Genomic DNA, 17,346 nt, shown 5'->3' on the forward strand with positions numbered 1-17,346 from the left:
TCAGCTCCCCGCATGAGGACGTATCGCGGCGATAGCCTCAATCTCTATCATGGCCGCGGGATCGTACAGGGCCTTGATTTCGGCGATGGTATCTGCAGGATAGGGCGCTGTGAAAAACTGGCGACGCAGTTCCACGACTTCTTTGAAGTTGCCCATATCAGTGACGAAGATGGTGACCTTGATGACATCTGCCAGGCCAGAACCACCAGCTTCCAGTGCGCGCCTGAGGTTGGCGAAGGCCTGCTCGCCCTGAGCACGAAAACCGCCAGCGACGATCTTGCCATCTTCACCTGCACCGGCCTGGCCAGAAACGAAGAGCAGGTTGCCAAATTTGATCGCCTGAGAAAGCAGGTAGGGTTCGTAGTTGTCTGGCTGGGTAATAATTCGTTCGAGCATGATCTGCTCCTTTCATCGAGTTAGTAGAAAAGTGTCCGGCTTGTCAGGGCCGCAGCGAGAAGATAGACCTGCGCCTCTGCGTTGACAAACGCTATGTTGTCAGGCATAACATGACTTATTTTCATCTGTCTTTTCATCTGTTTTCTCATCTGTTATTTTCATCTCTTTTTTATCTATAGTCACAATGCGGCGACTCCCCTCACTCTCAGCACTACGGGCGTTTGAAGCGGCGGCCCGCCATGGCAGCTTCAAGCAGGCAGCCAATGAACTGGCGGTTACAGCGACTGCCATCAGCCATCAGATTCGCCTTCTTGAGGAGTACACTGGCCTGTGCCTGTTCGAGCGGCAGGTACGCAAAGTGGTCTTGACTGATGCTGGCTTGGCCTTGTATCCAGTGCTGCGTGATGGTTTCAATGCTTTCGAGATGACGCTGCAGCATCTGGGGAAACCTCAGACACGCCGCCGCGTCATCATTTCGACGACCAATGCATTCATGGCGCACTGGTTAGCGCCGCGGGTGAAGGGTTTCCAAAAGTTGTATCCGGAAATAGACCTTGAGCTGCACGCGTCCGATCAGGCAGTCGATCTGGGAACGGAGCTTGCCGACATAGCGATACGTTACGGACGGGGGCCCTATCCAGGCATGGTCGCTGAGCCGCTGTTGACCGATAGTTTCGCGCCTGTGTGCAGCCCCTTGCTTGGCACTATACAGCCGGCTGATCTGAACCAGTTACCGCTGATTGATTTCAAATGGACCCACGACCATCCGCTCAACCCTACCTGGAAAAACTGGTTTGCAGCAGCAGGCCTGCCCTGGAAGCTTAGTCGCAGCCAGCTTATTTTCTCGGATGAAGGCCATGCGATTCAGGCAGCATTGGCAGGCCAGGGTATCGCCTTGTTGAGCCTGGATCTGTTAGCTGACGACATCGCTGCCGGGCGCCTGGTGCAGCCATTTGGCCCGGGCGTAGCTGGGCATACCTATCATTTAATTCGGAGTGCTGGTCATATACCCGGGCCGCATGTCGAATCTGCATTAGCATGGTTACGCAGCCAGTTGCCCGGATAGAAGAAGGCTTCCAGGCTACCCGACGAAGAAGATAACTCTGTCCATCGATGAGCTGAGTTATGTCTTTGGACTCACAAGGCAGCAGTGGAAAACCTGGTATATTGTTTTTTTCATATGATGAGTTCCCCTGACAATATGCTTTTGATTATCCAGGAAAAATTAAATAAGTAAATATCTCTACAAAATTTGTAATAACTAATATTATTGTATAGAATGTGTTTCATGAAAACACACACTATCACTACTGACCCTGCTGCCCGCTGGCTATTGCTGGTGCTGAGCCTGCCTACAAATAGTGCAACAGGGCGGATGCGCATCTGGCGCAATCTCAAGGCCCTGGGTTGTGGTTCCCTGCGTGATGGTGCTTATCTCCTGCCTTTTGGCGACGTTCAGCAACAGGCACTGCAGGATTTATCAGAAGAAAGCTTGCGTGAAGGCGGCAGCGCCTGGTTATTGCATGTCTGGGCGCAGACTGAAGATGAGAATCTCGCCTTCCAGACCTTGTTTGACCGTAGTGGTGAATATGCTGTCTGGCTGCAAACCCTGGCAGATGCACGCCCCGGTTTATGCAATTTAAAGCCGCAAGAAATTACCAAGCTCTTGCGCAAGATGCGACGAGAATATGAGGCTTTCAAAAGCATAGATTACTTCCCTGGCGATGGCAGTAACACGCTTGAAGCTGCCTGGATGGATTTCATGCAGGCGGCAGAGAGTCTGTTATCAGTCGGTGAGCCGCAGGCAGTACAGGCGGCAATCAAGATGCTGGCAATCGATGACTATCAGGGCCGTACCTGGGCCACCCGCCAGCACCTGTGGGTGGACAGGGTGGCCTGTGCCTGGTTGATACGCCGCTTCATCGACAAGCGGGCGCGCTTTGTCTGGCTGGAGTCCGTCAATGATTGCCCGTCGGATGCGCTGGGTTTTGATTTTGATGGTGCAGCATTTACCCACATCGGCGAGCGTGTCAGTTTTGAGGTCTTGCTGGCCAGCTTTGATCTGGAAGGCGACCGTGGCTTGCAACGTCTGGGTGCCATGGTGCATGTGCTGGACGTGGGTAATGGCTTCGTGCCCGAGGCCAGCGGCTTTGAAGCCATGCTGGCTGGTGCCAGACCAAACGCCCGTAACGATGATGATTTGCTGGACAAGATGAGCGTAGTGCTGGATGCCCTCTACCAGCATTTTTCTCAAGTGCAGCCAAGTACAACATAAAAGGTGCCAGCAATGAGCCAGAGCCAGCCTGATCCCAATCCAGCCACCATCGAGAGCGCACCAGTTTATACGCTGTGGCAAATGGTACTTTACATGCTGCGCCTGGGTGCGCTGGGCTTTGGTGGCCCGGTGGCATTGGTAGGTTATATGCAGCGCGACCTGGTTGAGCAGCGCGGCTGGATTTCGCCAGCCGATTACAAAGAGGGGCTGGCGCTGGCACAACTGGCCCCCGGCCCGCTGGCGGCGCAGCTGGGCATCTATATGGGCTATGTACATTACCGCATCTGGGGTGCAACGCTGGCAGGCATTGCCTTTGTCCTGCCTTCTTTCGTGATGGTGGTGTTATTGGGTTGGGCTTATACCAGCTATGGCGGCCTGGCCTGGATGCAGGCAGTGTTTTATGGTGTTGGCGCTGCGGTAGTTGGCATCATCGTCATGAGCACCAAAAAGCTCACGCAAAAAAGCATAGGCAAGGACAAGTTGCTGTGGGCCATCTATCTCTTGCTGGCAGCACTGACTTTTATCACCGAGACAGAAATCGCCTGGCTGTTTATCGCAGCGGGCGTACTGGTCTGGCTGTTGCGTGCACCACCAGCATGGCTGGGTGGCGGCAAACTTGGCAGCCTGACGCTGCTGCAATTGCCAGTCATAGGCAGCATGCTGACTACACAGGACGCATCGCTGTTGACGCAGATCGCTATCTTCTTTGCCAAGGCCGGTGCCTTTGTATTTGGCTCTGGCCTGGCGATTGTGCCTTTCCTGTACGGCGGCGTGGTGACTGAACATCACTGGCTGACGGACAAGCAGTTTGTCGATGCGGTCGCGGTTGCCATGATCACACCAGGGCCTGTGGTCATCACGGTGGGTTTTATCGGTTATCTGGTAGCTGGCTTGCCGGGCGCGACGGTGGCAGCGCTGGCGACATTTTTACCCTGCTATCTGTTCACCGTCATCCCCGCACCTTACTTTAAAAAATATGGCAAGTTGCCTGGCGTGATTGCTTTTGTTGATGGCATTACCGCAGCGGCAATCGGGGCGATTGCCGGCTCGGTACTGGTGATTGCCAAACGCTCGATACTGGATGTGCCGACCGCAGCCATTGCCCTGGTCAGTATCTTCCTGTTGTGGAAGTTCAAGAAATTGCAGGAACCTGTCATCGTTGCGGCCGCAGCGGTTCTGGGTCTGCTCATTTACCCCTTGCTTCACCCTTAGAGGAGTTGGAAATGATTCAAACCGAACAAGCAGAACAAACAAGGCAAATCGTCAGCGTTGCTGAATTCATGCGCGAGCTTAGCAGTGCTAATCCGCCAGCGGTCATTGATGTGCGCAAGCGCCCGGCCTTTGAAGCCGATACTCTGCAAGTTGTCGGTGCAGTCTGGCTGGATCCTGAACAAGTGGCCAGTTGGGCACCTGCACTGACGCAGCAACAGAATGTCGTTGTGTATTGCATCAAGGGACATGAAGTCGGCATCAATTGCGCCAGCGCACTTAATTCAGCAGGTATCGCAGCTCGATACCTCGAAGGTGGGCTGGAAGCCTATAAGCAGGCTGGCGGCATGCTGGCCAGACGGGCAGGCTAAGTCCTGTCATCATCGTGGGAGAACAATCATGCAATGGATTACCCGTGAACGACCCAAGATAGACCGCATTGCCTGTCCCTGGCTGATCAGGCATTTCATCGACAGGGATGCAGAATTTTTATATGTGCCCAATACCGATGTCTTGCGCATCGCGACAGAAACCGGTGCCATACCGTATGACATTCCGGGCGTGGAACTAAGCCATGTCGGTGACTTGTGCAGCTTTGATGCCTTCCTGAAGAAATATGCGTTGGCTGAGCCTGCCCTGCAAACCCTGGCGACTATCATCCGTGGAGCAGACACCGGCAAGCTGGATTTGACGGCGCAATCGGCGGGGCTATATGCCCTGTCGCTGGGCTTGTCAAAGATTTTTGATGATGATCACATCATGCTCAGTCATGGCATGGTGATGTACGACGCGCTGTATGCCTGGTGCCAGCATTGTCAGGCTGAAGCACATCAATGGCCACCAGTGATGAACTGAAATATGACTTAAATGCGGAATTAAATGCAGACTTAACTGCGGACCTAACTGCGAAATTAACTGCGAAATTAACTGCGGCGTCTTTGGCAGGTGATCACTTCACCTGGCTGGACGCTGGGCTTTTTTCAAACTGGGCGTTACCCACGTATTTGAGGTATTTGACATTGCCCGAGGCATCGGCCATCTGATAGTACTCGCCTACATGCAGGGTGGGTAATTCATCGTTCAGGGCCAGCATTTTTTCCGGGGTTACATAATGCACCGTGCCGCTCTGGGAATCGAGCCGGTAGACCTTGCCATCCGATGAAGTCACAAGTTGATAACGCGAGCCTGACCAGCCAGTGTCGCAGCCAGACAAGGCAAATGCAAATGTGACGGCAATTAAGAGGCGGCTTTGCTTCATGCGTACTCCCTGGTCATGGTGTCTTGATCCCTGTCGCTTTTCAAATGCAATAAGCTGATCAAATGTATAAATTGGCAATTATGAAAATATAAACCACTATTATTGAATTGGCAATTGGATTTGTTAAATAATTTAACCTTTGATTTGCAGGTTGAATTTTTTCAGGAAATTAAAACGTGATTTTCAGATTGACAATTTTTCAATAAAAAATGCCATTTTCATTGCGGCGAGAAAAATAATTCTGTAGCATTCGCCCTGCATAATGATGGCTTGGCCTGTCATTCTCATGAGCCCCGCAGGGCTCATTGCTTACACTTCGTTTTACTCAACCGCTTAATTCCTGATTGCAATTCATGGCAAACGTCTCTATCAAACTCTCCCAAAATATCGTTACCACGCTGTACCAGTTATTACTTAAAAACCCACCGACAAACGGTTCGATTGGTAGTGTATTTGATGCGTTTTCCAAAATTGGTGCGAGCTGGTCAAAAGACCACTCCCTGTATTCTTCTGCTGACTTCAATGGCAGCAGGTTCCAGTTTGGTTTTCCTGACGGCGCCACATCGACCTTTAATGGTGTCATCCTGGCTAATCCCAATGCGACGCAAGGCACGGCAACAGCCAGCAGCTCACTGTTATATAAAAGCGGCGTCGTATCGCTGTCGCAAACCGGGCAATATTATTTCGATTATTCGATTAGCAGTACAGGGGTATTATCGATTACCAGCACTGGTGCGCAATCGACGGGCCTGTCTGTCAATACGCTGGTACCTTCCAATAGCGCAGCTTACGATAGCGTGTTCGGCAATATTTCGCTGTCGGCATTTGGCTCTATCAAGGGAGACATAAACGGCAATAATTCTGGCACCGTGACCCGCATCATGACATCGTCGGACAAGCTGGTTTCATCAGCGACTATCGACGGTAATTTCAGCATGTCGAATAATACCCTCTCGGTGAGCCAGGGTTTGAGCAAAACCATCGCCACTGGCACGATGACAGCATCAAATACTGAATATCGCGATGGCAGTTATGCTCGTATGACAGGTTTTTCAGCGCCGATTTCTGCCAACCAGATCGTTGATGAAAAAATGCTGGCTGATGAATCCCTGTTCGGTGGTGCCGACACCATCAGCGTGGATTTGCCAGCAACTGTGTATTCCGACTACCTGATTGCCTCTGGCGCAGGTGGTGATCTGATCACCATCAACGGTGGCGGTGGACGCTTGCATGTCAATGCGGGCAGCGGCAATGATGCCATCAATGTCGGTACAGGCAATCATAATATAGACGGTGGCACAGGTCTTGACACTGTCATCATGGCCGGGCAGGCGAGTGCGTTCACGGTCAAGCAAGTGGGCGGCGCTTATCAATTGCGAGTGAATGCCAGTGGCGACGTCGACAATCTGTCTAATGTCGAGCGTGTGCAGTTTTCTGACAAGAGCATTGCACTTGATATTAATGGTACGGCTGGACAGGCTTACCGTTTGTACCAGGCTGCATTTGGTCGCAAGCCTGATCTCGAAGGTTTGGGTTACTGGATCAAGGATATGGACAAGGGTTCCAGCCTGACGACCGTGGCTGCCGGTTTTTTCCAGTCACCAGAGTTCCAGAAATTGTATGGTGCCAATCCATCGACCACAACCCTGATCACCAACTTCTATCAAAACGTCTTGCACCGTGCGCCAGACCAGGCTGGTTTTGATTACTGGAATAATCAGTTAAGCAAAGGCCAGATCACGGCAGCTGGTGCACTTGCCAGTTTCTGCGAGAGTACAGAAAACCAGGCGCAAGTCATAGGCAGCATACAGAATGGTGTTGAATTCAAACTCTGGCTGGGCTGATTTTTCCTGAGTCGTCATTGTCAGCCTGCATTACCATTGTTGATGGTAATGCAGGCTGGGTTGTTGTCTGGCTTTATTTGGTTTTATTTGGCTTTGCCAGATTGGCGCCTGAGCCACTCATTGACCACATCACCCATGGTCTTGCTTTCGCCATTGCTTATCCAGGCCATGAAGTCACGGTCAAACTTGAAATCTTTACCGCATTCAGCAATCATAAAACGCCTGACGTTTTGCGTGTTTTTGTAGCTTGCATCTACCGGGGTTGAGCTGGAGATGGCGATGTTGTGCCAGTCTGTTTTCATGCACGATTTCCTTCCGCACTGACCCTGCTTGGCTTTCTCATTCTTCAGTTTCTCCCAATCGATGTGGGACTACATCCTTGTTGATGCCTGCTGAAAATGTCTTATGACCTGCAGCTTGACGCGACCTGGTCCATAAATGAAACAGTATGCCCAGCAAGACAGAAATGAATCCGCCTGTATAGTACATAGTGATAGCGTATCCAGCGCCATCATCAAACTGCAATGAAGTGAAGAGCAGCGGCAGCACAAAGCAGGATGCGCCAACAAGATAAAGCAGCCAAGCAGCAACAGGGGTATGCAATTTTGTCATGCGTGGGCCTATAGATCGACGATCAAATCCGGATCAAAAGCCGCATTTTCCATCCTGCCGCTATGCAGCGGGTAACCACAGGGGTTGCAAATGACACGGCATTTTCCTAGCTGGTAATCAAAGCTTTCATGCATGTGGCCGTGTATCCATAAATCTGCCTTTTGTGCCAGCTCATCCAGTTGCGAAGCAAAGGCGGCAGATAGCAAATCATCCGCATAGCGGGGTGAGACAGATTTTAGTGACGGCGCCATGTGGCTGACGACGACGGTGCTGCCAGAGAACGGGACATTGAGCCGTTTATTGAGCCAGGATTTTTGCTTGGCATGTATTTTTCGGGTATCCGTTGGCAGCAACTTGCGATAGCCTTGTTCCGCCAGCGTGATGCGCTGATAATCAGGCATCAGGTCTTCAGCTTCTTGCAAGGTATAGGGCAGGTGCTCTTCTCCAAACAGGCAAAAGTCCGTCCACAGGGTTGCCCCCAAAAAGCGTATCTCACCTATCTGGTATTCACTGGCATTAAGAAAATGCACGTTGTCCGTGGCTTCGCAGGCACGAGCGATATCAGCTTGCATGTCTTCCAGGTTCTTGCCATAGGCTTCATGATTGCCGTGTACGTACAGGACCGGTATACCAGCAAAGTGCTGCGCTGCCCAGCTTACAGCCTTGTTACCAGCATGGATGTCACCGGCAAGTACCACGACATCAGGCTGGCTGATGGCCGGGTTGCCAAAGGGCGCAGTATCGCCCCAGGCTTCAAGATGCAGGTCGGACAGGATTTGTAGGCGCATGGTTACTGTGTCTTGAGAGAAGCTTGATTGTAGCAACAAAGCTGGCAAAAAGTTTGCCTGCCAAGTCGTTTATTCAAGTCGCATTTTCAGGCTGTGTATCAAGATAGGCATCCATGCAAGCTTCCATCGTAGCGTTATGGATATCCTGCACTTTTTGTATGCAGCGGCCCTGTTCAGTGCGCACTTCCTGATAGCCTCCCGCCAGGTTCCAGGCGATGGGAATATCATGCGCTTTGGCGAAGCGAAATACTTGCAGGTCACGTTCCCGCATTTCTGCATTGTTGAGGAAGCCGCCTAGCGGATCATTCTCATGCTGGTCGGCGCCAGCCTGGTAAAACAGGATATCGACATTCTTCAGCGTTTCCAGTAAGCCCGGCAGCTCTTGAAAGAAAGCCTGCTTTTCGCGGGTATAGTGTATCTTGCCAGTGCGGTGCAAAATGCGGTCGCCCAGTGCCAGTTTATCGATGATGTCTTGCGAACCGTCACCCTGGTGATAATCAAAGTCCAGTATGCCGACCTGTTTGACGGCACCACTAGTGAGCAGCTTGAGTGCAGCAATCAGCAAACCATTGAAGGTACAGAAGCCCCATGAAAAATCATGGCCAGCATGATGAAAACCTGATGTGGGAGATACCGCAACGCGATGCCGCAAGGCATGCTCTGCTGCTGCGTAAAATGACGCAGTCGTCCAGTAAAGAGAATCAACAACTTCCTGATGCCGGGTGTCCATGCCATTGGCAATTTGCAGGCTGATGATGCCATCCACATGCTCTGCTTTATGAGCGAGACAAAAATCTGCCTTGCCTAAAGGTGCAAAATCAATGACTTCAACCGGATAGCGTTGCTGCCATTCAGTGACGACTTCTCTAGGCTTCTTTGGCGATGGTGATTCAAGATCTATTTCCACCACCATGGCCGGATTATAAAATACAGGGATATGCTTCATAGTGCGTTCTTATTGTACTTGTCGTGCTTATTGTTGTTATTGGGCTGGTGCTGAATTCAGTATTTGGATACCGAGTGTAGCATCAGTGTGACAGAACTCATTTCATAAATATGGATGAGGTGCGTTTGTCTTATAACGTGGGCTATTAAGACGGGCACGTTATTCTGTAGCGGTGTTGTTGACAACGAGTTCGCCCAGTCTAGTACGCGTTATGAGACAAACCCTTCGGGAACTGACGATTTGGGCGCATTGCTGTGTTACGCCCCTCGCTAAGGCAGAAGCCTTAGCAGCGGGTCGCGCCTTGCACTGCATCCCAAATCGCCTTGTTCGCACTCACCCCTATTTATGAAATGAGTTCTAATGATGAATACTTGCTATTATTCTGCATGCACAAAAAACGGCCCGTGAACCATGTCTGAACTTGTCGTCCTCACCACTTATTTCAACCCTTGCCGCTATGTTTCGCGCAGGCAGAATTATGATGTGTTCATGCAAGGGATGCGTGCGGCGGGGCTTACCTGCATTACCGTGGAATGTGCTTTTGGCGATGCGGCTTTTGAATTACCTGTGGCGACAGATGTCTTGCAATTGCGTTCAGCGACTTTGCTCTGGCAAAAAGAGCGCTTGTTGAATCTTGCTGCTTCATGGCTGCCAGCCAGTTGTCGTTATGTGGCCTGGCTGGATTGCGATATTTTGTTTGATAACCGCAACTGGGCCAGGGAACTGGTGGCCGTCTTGCAGCAATACCCGGTGGCGCAAGTATGGCAAAGCTGCCTGCGTCTGCAAAAAGATGGCCGTGAGGGCGCATTGCCAGACCGTGTCAGCTCATTTGCCGCCGTCATGCAAGAACAGCCTGGCAGCCTGCATGCCGGGCGCTATGATACGCATGGGCATACTGGTTATGGCTGGGCCATGCAGCGCAGCCTGTTTGATACTGTGGGCCTGTATGAAGCAGCTATCTCCGGCAGTGCCGATCATTTCATGGCCCATGCCATATATGGTGACTATAATTTTTGCATACAAAATGCCCTGAAACATGACCAAGCCCAGATCGCACATTTGCAAGCCTGGGGCCAGCGGTTCTATCAGCAGGTGCAGGGCAGGCTGGGTGTGGTGAAGGGGGAGATCCGCCACCTGTGGCATGGTGAAACCCAGCACAGGCGCTATTTTTTGCGCATGCATGAAATTACTGATCTGGGTTTCAATCCCTGGACAGATTTGAGTGTGCATGCAGGCCAGGCGCTGGAATGGCATGCAGACATGCATAAGCCCGGTTTGCGTCAGTATTTTGTCGATTATTTTTTATCCCGCCATGAAGATGGCGAATTTCAAGAGCTTAGGACTTACGCAAAATTGTCCCAGCAAGGCTAACGCTTTTACGAAACATCTCTTGTAAGGGATGTTCGTTTCGTCGGCAGACAATGTATTGTCCGAAACCCCGACTGCACCGTAGCGACGAAGACAGTACTTTAGTACCGAATCTTGCCAAATGCTGGAGCTGCAACGCAGCTGGGGCGGTTTTGCGTAAGTCCTGGAAATTAATGAAAGGTCTAGCCATGTCAGATCCACACGCCATCACCACGCCACCTACCTTGAATACAGCCTTGCCAGATAACCAGGTGGCGATACAAGGCTTGCAACATGCCCTGCAAGCCATACAGGATGAAATTACCCGGCAAGGCAGTTTGCAGGAGCAATATCAGCAGCATAAGCGGCAATTGCTGGAAAGTCAGGTGGCCCGTCTGTTGCCCGTTTTCTCAGGCGCTGTGCTGGATGCGCTGGTACTGGCTTGCCCCGGTTTTGTCGATGATGTGGTCAGGGCAGCGTTCAGGGATAACCGCAAGATACTCGGCCTGTTTGCAAGGCCGGGCGCAGCCATTGCGCTGACAAGCTTGCAGGTGCGCCTGGCTTTTTTCCTGGATCAGCAAAAGGGCCCTGAGATACGCAGCGCAGACCTGCAAATTGCGAATGCCAGTGACGCCAGGCAAAAACTGGAAAAGCTGCACTATGAAACCCAGACAGCCTTGCAGACGCTGGCAAGCTACCAGGCCAGCGGGCAGTCTCTTCCTGCTGATGTGCAAGCCTATGTGCGCCAACTGGCAGAGCGTGCGCGCCAGATTGTCGAGCAGCCCCAGCAGCCAGGTAGTACTCATCAGGACAACTCCAACACCAGTCAGCAGCATGGCTATGACCATGGGGCTTATCCCTGGCTATACTACAGCCATGACATAGGACAGAATTTCAGCCATGTGCCTGCGGCAGCAGTTGCTACCGGTGCTGTAACTGCCACCGCAGTGACCCAGCACCGCCAGGCAGATGATCATGCTGCTCCCGCTTATTGTCCGCCAGACATGGGCAATCAGTCTGATACCCGCGATGCTCTGGCTTGCCGTACCGATGACAGTCTGGGGGCTTATTCATAGATGACAATTGTGCCAAGCAGGCAATTTTGCATAAATGTTCAGGAAAACCAAAATCAGGATGGATTTACCACGCCGCCTTTAAATTGCCGGGCATAAATTGAAATTTTGATTGTCATCATGAACACGAATGCTAATATCGGCATCAAGATCAATTCTTATTTCAAAATGCCATGTCGTCCAGCCGGTTCTCTCGTTTCCGCGACATCAGTTTGAAAACTCGCCTGACCGTGGCGGTGGCGATTTTCTTTGTCTTTTCGCTGGTTTTGTTGTCATGGCTGGCTAACTCGGTATCTGAACAAGCCCTGGAAAACCTCATCGTGGCCAGGCAAAACAGCCTGATCACGGCCATGGCCAATGAAGTCGATCAAAAGATAGAACTCAGGAAAAACTCTTTGATACTGCTGGCGACAGACCTGGCGACGGATGATGCTGACCAGGAGACGCTGCAAGAATTCATGTCACATCAGAAGAGCCTGGGCGGACTGTTTGATAATCTGGCTGTCATTAACCTGCAGGGGGAACTGGTGGCCATACTGCATGGCGCAGAAGAGCGTGGAAAAATCAATCTCGCTGGCCGGGATTATTTCAAGGAAGTGCTTAAACAAAAAAAACTGATTGTCTCTCTACCCCTGAAAGGCACTGCTTCCAGTCGCCCACTGGTAGTGATGAGTGCTCCTGTCTTTGATGACAAGAGCCAGTTGCGCTACGTGCTGGCTGGTATCATCGAACTGGCACAGGATAGTTTTTTGGCAGACCTGGCCGGGACAAAAATTGGCGGTAATGGTTATTTTTATGTGACCACGCGCCAGGGCGTTTTTGTAGCGCATCCTGACGGCAGCCGAATACTCGCAGACAGCCGTGAGCGGCCAGATAAACATCAGATACCCGACTCAGCCTATGGCGCTCTGGAAGGCAGCCTGATTTCACGTAATGGCACGACTGATGAAGCGATATTATCGTATCGCAGGCTCAAGGCGGCAGACTGGATGCTTGCGGCCGTCTATCCTGCCAGCGAAGCCTTTGTCGTCATTTCGGAAGTCAGAAAAAAAATCACACTGGCCAGCACGGTTCTCTTGCTGGTCCTGCTATTGCTGGGCTGGTGGTTCATGTACTGGCTGCTGCGGCCCTTGCAGCATTTGCGTCACAAGGTGAACAGCGGCGTGCCTGCATGGATAGATACACTCAGACCCACGCTTTATCCAAAAGATGAAATTGGTGACCTCGCCAAGGCATTTGATGAGGCCATGGCCAGTCGTCGTTTGGCTGAGGCGGCATTGAGCGCCAGTGAAAACAAGCTGCGCCTGATTGCCGATAATATGTCGGCCTTCATAGGCTATATCGACCATGAAGAGAAATACACCTTCGCCAACAAGCGCATCACGCATTTATCGCATTTGCAGCCTGCCGACGTCATCGGTAAAAGCATGCGCGAAGTGGCCACACCTGATATCTATGACAGGATAGTCAAACCCGAGGTGCGCAAGGTGCTCAATGGTGAATGGACGCGTTATGAACGCCGCATACAGCGTTATGGTCACTGGGAGTGGGACAGGGTGACCTATGCACCAGATTTCAGCAAGTCTGGCCATGTCGATGGCTTCTTTGTACTGGTGGAAGACATTACCGAGTTCAAGCGGGTGCAGGATGATCTGATACGCAGTGAACAAAGGGTACGCACCATCACCGACAACATGCCTGCCATGATTGCCTATATTGATGCCAAGCTGCGCTATCAGTTCTGCAATCGCAGCTACGGTTTGATACCAGGGCTGGAGCCGAAAGACTTGCTGGGCAAGACCATCACCGAAGTATTTGGTGAAGCGACTTATCTTGAGTTGAAGGACAAGATAGAGCTGGCCTTGCAGGGTGAAAAAGTATCTTTCGAGCGCTATGCGCCTGAGCGCGATATCAAGCGCTTCCTGCAATATGAGTATGTGCCGGATACCAATGCCGATGGCGTGACACAAGGGTATTACTCCATGGTGATAGACATTACCGACCGCAAGGAGGCCGAGTTGAAACTGGCCGCCAGTGAAGGCTTGCTGCGCACGATAGCAGACAATATCCCCGCCTTTGTCAGCCTGATAGATGCACAAAACCGCTACCAGTTCGTCAATCGCCCCTACGAAACCTGGTTTGACCTGCCACTGGAAAACATACGCTGCCAGCCCGTCATGTCATTGCTGAGCGGGGCCATGCAGCAAGAGCATCATGTCCATTACAAACTGGCCATGGCGGGTGAAAAAACAGAATTTGAAACCGAGATCAGCGTTGCCGGCAAGATGGGGCATTATCACGCCACCTATGTGCCGCAATACGATGACAGCGGCAAAGTCGTCGGTGTCAACAGCCTCATCAATGACATCAGCGATGCCAAGGCTGTAGAAAAACAATTGCTGGCCCTGGCCAGGTTTGACACCCTGACAGGCTTGCCTAACCGTAACCAGATCAATGAAAGAATGGAACAGGCCAGCGCCCGTTCGCAACGCACAGGCAGGTTGATGGCCGTGATGTTTCTGGATGTAGACAAGTTCAAGAGCATCAACGATACCCTGGGCCATCATGCAGGCGACCTGGTCTTGCAGGAATTTGCCAGCCGCCTCAGGCATTGCATACGCCAGACTGACCTGGCAGGCCGCCTGGCAGGTGATGAATTCGTCATCGTGCTGGAAGGCCTGAACATGCATAGCGAGGCTGATATGGTGGCCAGCAAGATAGTGCAAGCCATGACCACGCCCTTCGACATAGAGACAAGTTCACTCATGGTCACCACCAGCATAGGCGTGGCGATTTCATCAGAAAGCAAGGCCAGCGCCAACGACTTGCTGAAAAAAGCAGATGAAGCCCTGTACCTGGCCAAGAAGGCCGGGCGTAATAATTTCAAGGTGCTGCAACTGGATTAGGTGTGGCTTAGATATGACTATAGATGTGTGCTGACTTCAACGCGTATCGACGGCTATCGAAGTGCTTGTTCAAGCAAGCTTCAAACTCGCCCCATCTTCTTTAAGCACAGCCGCCCGCACTTCTACCACAGCCCCATCCGCCAGCGACATCACCCGCTCAGCCGCATTAATGGTCTCTGGCCTGTGCGCCACCATGATGCGCGTCAGTTGCAAATTGCCCAGCGCCTGATTCACCTTGTGCTCATTATTCACATCCAGGTGACTGGTTGCTTCATCCAGCGCCAGTATCCTGGGTTGCTTATACAAGGCACGCGCCAGCAAGACACGCTGCTTTTGCCCACCAGACAAGCTGCTGCCCATGTCACCCACCAGAGTCTGATAACCCATGGGCATCTTGCTGATTTCATCGTGGATGGCCGCCAGCCTGGCACATTCTTCAACCCTCTGTTGATCACAATGGCTGTCGAAGAAAGCGATATTGTCCATGATGGACCCAGCCAGCAAAACATCTTCCTGCATGACCGTGCCCACCAGTTGGCGGTAAGTCTTGATGCCGAGCTGGGTGATGGGGATATCGTCGATCAACACCTCACCCTCGGTCGGCTTCAACAAACCCAGAATGATCTTGCACAAGGTAGTCTTGCCACAACCACTTGGGCCCACCAGGGCAATGCTCTGGTGGGCCGGTATCGTCAGGTTGACATCCTTTAACACCCAGGGCTCACCCTCGGCATAACGGAACTTGATATTCTTAAGTGTGATCACTGCCTTGATGCGTGAGATATCGGTTTCAACAGCAGTTTCTGCCTCCGCCTCTTCCAGCACAATATCCGCCAGTCTCTCGCTATGCAGGCTCAACATGCGGTAACTGATAAATACATCAATCAGGCTGGAGATACGCCCCGTAAACGTACTTGCATAGCTGGAGAACGCCATCAGCATACCCACCGTCAAGGCATTTTGCATGACCTGGCCAGCACCGATATAAAACAGTGCCAGCCCCTGTATCCCAAAAATCAGGGTATTACTGACCTTGAAGATGATGGACAGCTTTTGCGTCTTGATATCACGGTTTTGTACATCGATCTTCAAATTCTGCCAGCGCGACAACCGCTCAGTTTCACGGCCAAACAATTTCAATGGTGTGACCGCGCGCATGGTTTCCAGGAAGTGGGAACTCTCTTTGGACGACAGTATCAGCCGCTCTTGCGAAGCTTCGCGGAATGGCTGATAAAAAGCCCAGCGCAAACCCGCGTATAAGACGACTGCAACCAAAACGAGCATGCTGAGCTTGACGCTGTATATCAGCATCATGCCCAAGGCCAGCAAGGCCATGAGACCATCCAGTGCACTCTCGACAAACATGCTGGTCAGGGTGCTCTGTATCGCTCCTATGGAACCAAAGCGTGAAACCACATCACCCAAATGGCGCTTTTCAAAATAAGCAACAGGTAATCGCACCAGATGGGCAAACACACGTGCCGACCATTGCAGGCTGATATCCATGCTCCAGCGCATCAAAAACCAGCTACGTGCCAGGCCTATAGCGTTCTGGGTGATCATCAACAGCACAAAGCCAAACACCAGCACCACCAATAATTCTTTGTCGCCACTGACGATGACTTCATCAATCACGAACTGGTTGAACAGAGGTGAGCATATGGCAAAAATTTCGAGTGCCAGCGCCAGGGCAATCACTTTGACAATGGCAGGGCGCAGGCCAACAATGTGACCGGTCAGATCGCGCAGAGCAATCTGCTTCTTTTCATCTTTGGGTTTAAAAGAGGGGCTGGGAGCCAGTTCCAGTGCCACACCGGTAAAGTGACTGGACGCTTCCTCAACGGGTACGCGTCGTTCACCTACTGCCGGGTCCAGCAAGACCAGCGTGACTTTGCCACGCCAGTCCTTGCGCACGGCTTTGAGTACGACGAAGTGATTCAAATTCCAGTGCAGGATGCAGGGCAAGGCCAGTTGCTCAAGTTCATCCAGATCCAGACGCAGCGGGCGGCTGTTCAATTGCATGGCCGATGCATGACGCATCAGTTGCGCCAGGGTTGCACCTTTGAGGCTGATGGAGAACTGACGACGCAGGTCGGCAAGATCAGTGCGATAGCCGAAGTGACTGGCGACCATGGCCAGACAGGCCAGGCCGCATTCGCTGGATTCGGTTTGGAGGAGGGGTTTCATGACTCTTTGGAATGACGCTTAGCAATATGAAGCAAAAAATATGGTCAGCGCCCGCATGTAGTTGGCAAATCGCAATTGCCAGTTCACTGCTGTTCAACCATATTGGCAAATTTGCGCATTGCTAGTACCTGCAAAATGTAGTCTTTTGTATTGCTCAATAGAACAGACCAAATAAATGCGTCTGAAAAATCCAGTGGAGATGCCTTCCAATTCTTGGTCGCCAGAAAGTATATAAAGAGTAAAAAAAAGAAAATGCCAAACTTCAAAGAATTCGGCCATGTAATCAGTGTATATTTGTCGAAATTTTTATACTGGTCAGTACTGATATAGCCATATAGAACAAAGAAAGCAAGGGTCGGCAGCCAGAACCTCAGAAATGGAGCTTCGTAACGAATTGCGTTCACAGCATAAATTAGCAATACTGTGACGTTACAAAGAATTGATGCATAGAGCAGCATACTTATGCCGCTGAGATCACTTTTGTTTGTTGTGCTCATTAGAATTT

General features: G+C 51.5%; 16 protein-coding genes. 9 read left to right on the forward strand and 7 right to left on the reverse strand.

Going from position 1 to position 17,346, the window contains the following annotated elements; genetic code table 11:
• The gene (locus DFR42_RS20035) at positions 1–396 is read right to left on the reverse strand and encodes a RidA family protein (protein WP_110256805.1); all 396 of its coding nucleotides are present in this window, start codon (positions 394–396) and stop codon (positions 1–3) included.
• Between the two features lie 184 nt (positions 397–580).
• On the opposite strand from DFR42_RS20035, the gene DFR42_RS20040 reads away from it, so the two are divergent.
• The 5 genes from DFR42_RS20040 (at position 581) to DFR42_RS20060 (ending at position 4,735) form a co-directional block, all read left to right on the forward strand.
• A complete protein-coding gene (locus DFR42_RS20040; protein ID WP_110256806.1) occupies positions 581–1,462 on the forward strand; it encodes a LysR substrate-binding domain-containing protein in 882 nt (293 codons plus the stop codon).
• Between the two features lie 222 nt (positions 1,463–1,684).
• A complete protein-coding gene (locus DFR42_RS20045) occupies positions 1,685–2,671 on the forward strand; it encodes a chromate resistance protein ChrB domain-containing protein (RefSeq protein WP_110256807.1) in 987 nt (328 codons plus the stop codon).
• A gap of 12 nt (positions 2,672–2,683) precedes the next feature.
• Positions 2,684–3,883 (forward strand): chromate transporter, encoded by a 1,200-nt coding sequence (locus DFR42_RS20050; RefSeq protein ID WP_110256808.1) that lies wholly within the window; start codon positions 2,684–2,686, stop codon positions 3,881–3,883.
• A gap of 11 nt (positions 3,884–3,894) precedes the next feature.
• Entirely contained in the window at positions 3,895–4,251 is a 357-nt protein-coding gene (locus DFR42_RS20055) for a rhodanese-like domain-containing protein (protein WP_110256809.1), read from the forward strand.
• A gap of 28 nt (positions 4,252–4,279) precedes the next feature.
• Positions 4,280–4,735 (forward strand): chromate resistance protein ChrB domain-containing protein, encoded by a 456-nt coding sequence (locus DFR42_RS20060; protein WP_110256810.1) that lies wholly within the window; start codon positions 4,280–4,282, stop codon positions 4,733–4,735.
• A 94-nt stretch (positions 4,736–4,829) separates the two neighbouring features.
• On the opposite strand, the gene DFR42_RS20065 is transcribed toward DFR42_RS20060, so the two are convergent.
• Entirely contained in the window at positions 4,830–5,138 is a 309-nt protein-coding gene (locus tag DFR42_RS20065) for a hypothetical protein (RefSeq protein WP_110256811.1), read from the reverse strand.
• A gap of 353 nt (positions 5,139–5,491) precedes the next feature.
• Here DFR42_RS20065 and DFR42_RS20070 point away from each other — a divergent pair, with 353 nt between their 5' ends.
• Positions 5,492–6,982 carry a DUF4214 domain-containing protein gene (locus DFR42_RS20070; protein ID WP_110256812.1) on the forward strand — a complete coding sequence of 497 codons (1,491 nt, stop codon included), beginning with the start codon at positions 5,492–5,494 and terminating at the stop codon, positions 6,980–6,982.
• Between the two features lie 83 nt (positions 6,983–7,065).
• Here the strand turns inward: DFR42_RS20070 and DFR42_RS20075 are convergent, their stop codons facing one another.
• The 3 genes from DFR42_RS20075 to DFR42_RS20090 form a co-directional block, all read right to left on the reverse strand.
• Positions 7,066–7,284, reverse strand: a complete 219-nt coding sequence (locus DFR42_RS20075) for a DUF6434 domain-containing protein (RefSeq protein WP_110256813.1) — start codon at positions 7,282–7,284, stop codon at positions 7,066–7,068.
• 318 nt (positions 7,285–7,602) lie between these two features.
• Positions 7,603–8,382 (reverse strand): metallophosphoesterase, encoded by a 780-nt coding sequence (locus DFR42_RS20085; protein ID WP_110256815.1) that lies wholly within the window; start codon positions 8,380–8,382, stop codon positions 7,603–7,605.
• A 73-nt stretch (positions 8,383–8,455) separates the two neighbouring features.
• Complete coding sequence (locus tag DFR42_RS20090) at positions 8,456–9,328, reverse strand: arginase family protein (RefSeq protein WP_110256816.1); 873 nt, start codon at positions 9,326–9,328, stop codon at positions 8,456–8,458.
• A 411-nt stretch (positions 9,329–9,739) separates the two neighbouring features.
• On the opposite strand from DFR42_RS20090, the gene DFR42_RS20095 reads away from it, so the two are divergent.
• The 3 genes from DFR42_RS20095 (at position 9,740) to DFR42_RS20105 (ending at position 14,654) form a co-directional block, all read left to right on the forward strand.
• Positions 9,740–10,699 (forward strand): glycosyltransferase family protein, encoded by a 960-nt coding sequence (locus tag DFR42_RS20095; RefSeq protein WP_110256817.1) that lies wholly within the window; start codon positions 9,740–9,742, stop codon positions 10,697–10,699.
• A 185-nt stretch (positions 10,700–10,884) separates the two neighbouring features.
• Positions 10,885–11,751 carry a hypothetical protein gene (locus DFR42_RS20100; RefSeq protein ID WP_146218915.1) on the forward strand — a complete coding sequence of 289 codons (867 nt, stop codon included), beginning with the start codon at positions 10,885–10,887 and terminating at the stop codon, positions 11,749–11,751.
• Positions 11,752–11,921: 170 nt separating this feature from the next.
• Positions 11,922–14,654, forward strand: a complete 2,733-nt coding sequence (locus tag DFR42_RS20105; protein WP_110256819.1) for a sensor domain-containing diguanylate cyclase — start codon at positions 11,922–11,924, stop codon at positions 14,652–14,654.
• Between the two features lie 69 nt (positions 14,655–14,723).
• On the opposite strand, the gene DFR42_RS20110 is transcribed toward DFR42_RS20105, so the two are convergent.
• Both DFR42_RS20110 and DFR42_RS20115 read right to left on the reverse strand, forming a co-directional pair.
• Entirely contained in the window at positions 14,724–16,841 is a 2,118-nt protein-coding gene (locus tag DFR42_RS20110) for a peptidase domain-containing ABC transporter (RefSeq protein ID WP_110256820.1), read from the reverse strand.
• 83 nt (positions 16,842–16,924) lie between these two features.
• Complete coding sequence (locus DFR42_RS20115; protein ID WP_110256821.1) at positions 16,925–17,338, reverse strand: hypothetical protein; 414 nt, start codon at positions 17,336–17,338, stop codon at positions 16,925–16,927.
• Between the last annotated feature and the right edge of the window lie 8 nt (positions 17,339–17,346).

This window comes from Undibacterium pigrum, from assembly GCF_003201815.1.
GTDB classification, from domain to species: Bacteria; Pseudomonadota; Gammaproteobacteria; order Burkholderiales; family Burkholderiaceae_D; genus Undibacterium; species Undibacterium pigrum.

What these genes read in the sequence shown, in the direction of transcription:
- DFR42_RS20035 (WP_110256805.1), bottom strand. Translation starts at nt 396, where the DNA reads ATGCTCGAACGAATTATTACCCAGCCAGACAACTACGAACCCTACCTG.
- DFR42_RS20040 (WP_110256806.1), top strand. Translation starts at nt 581, where the DNA reads ATGCGGCGACTCCCCTCACTCTCAGCACTACGGGCGTTTGAAGCGGCG.
- DFR42_RS20045 (WP_110256807.1), top strand. Translation starts at nt 1,685, where the DNA reads ATGAAAACACACACTATCACTACTGACCCTGCTGCCCGCTGGCTATTG.
- DFR42_RS20050 (WP_110256808.1), top strand. Translation starts at nt 2,684, where the DNA reads ATGAGCCAGAGCCAGCCTGATCCCAATCCAGCCACCATCGAGAGCGCA.
- DFR42_RS20055 (WP_110256809.1), top strand. Translation starts at nt 3,895, where the DNA reads ATGATTCAAACCGAACAAGCAGAACAAACAAGGCAAATCGTCAGCGTT.
- DFR42_RS20060 (WP_110256810.1), top strand. Translation starts at nt 4,280, where the DNA reads ATGCAATGGATTACCCGTGAACGACCCAAGATAGACCGCATTGCCTGT.
- DFR42_RS20065 (WP_110256811.1), bottom strand. Translation starts at nt 5,138, where the DNA reads ATGAAGCAAAGCCGCCTCTTAATTGCCGTCACATTTGCATTTGCCTTG.
- DFR42_RS20070 (WP_110256812.1), top strand. Translation starts at nt 5,492, where the DNA reads ATGGCAAACGTCTCTATCAAACTCTCCCAAAATATCGTTACCACGCTG.
- DFR42_RS20075 (WP_110256813.1), bottom strand. Translation starts at nt 7,284, where the DNA reads ATGAAAACAGACTGGCACAACATCGCCATCTCCAGCTCAACCCCGGTA.
- DFR42_RS20085 (WP_110256815.1), bottom strand. Translation starts at nt 8,382, where the DNA reads ATGCGCCTACAAATCCTGTCCGACCTGCATCTTGAAGCCTGGGGCGAT.
- DFR42_RS20090 (WP_110256816.1), bottom strand. Translation starts at nt 9,328, where the DNA reads ATGAAGCATATCCCTGTATTTTATAATCCGGCCATGGTGGTGGAAATA.
- DFR42_RS20095 (WP_110256817.1), top strand. Translation starts at nt 9,740, where the DNA reads ATGTCTGAACTTGTCGTCCTCACCACTTATTTCAACCCTTGCCGCTAT.
- DFR42_RS20100 (WP_146218915.1), top strand. Translation starts at nt 10,885, where the DNA reads ATGTCAGATCCACACGCCATCACCACGCCACCTACCTTGAATACAGCC.
- DFR42_RS20105 (WP_110256819.1), top strand. Translation starts at nt 11,922, where the DNA reads ATGTCGTCCAGCCGGTTCTCTCGTTTCCGCGACATCAGTTTGAAAACT.
- DFR42_RS20110 (WP_110256820.1), bottom strand. Translation starts at nt 16,841, where the DNA reads ATGAAACCCCTCCTCCAAACCGAATCCAGCGAATGCGGCCTGGCCTGT.
- DFR42_RS20115 (WP_110256821.1), bottom strand. Translation starts at nt 17,338, where the DNA reads ATGAGCACAACAAACAAAAGTGATCTCAGCGGCATAAGTATGCTGCTC.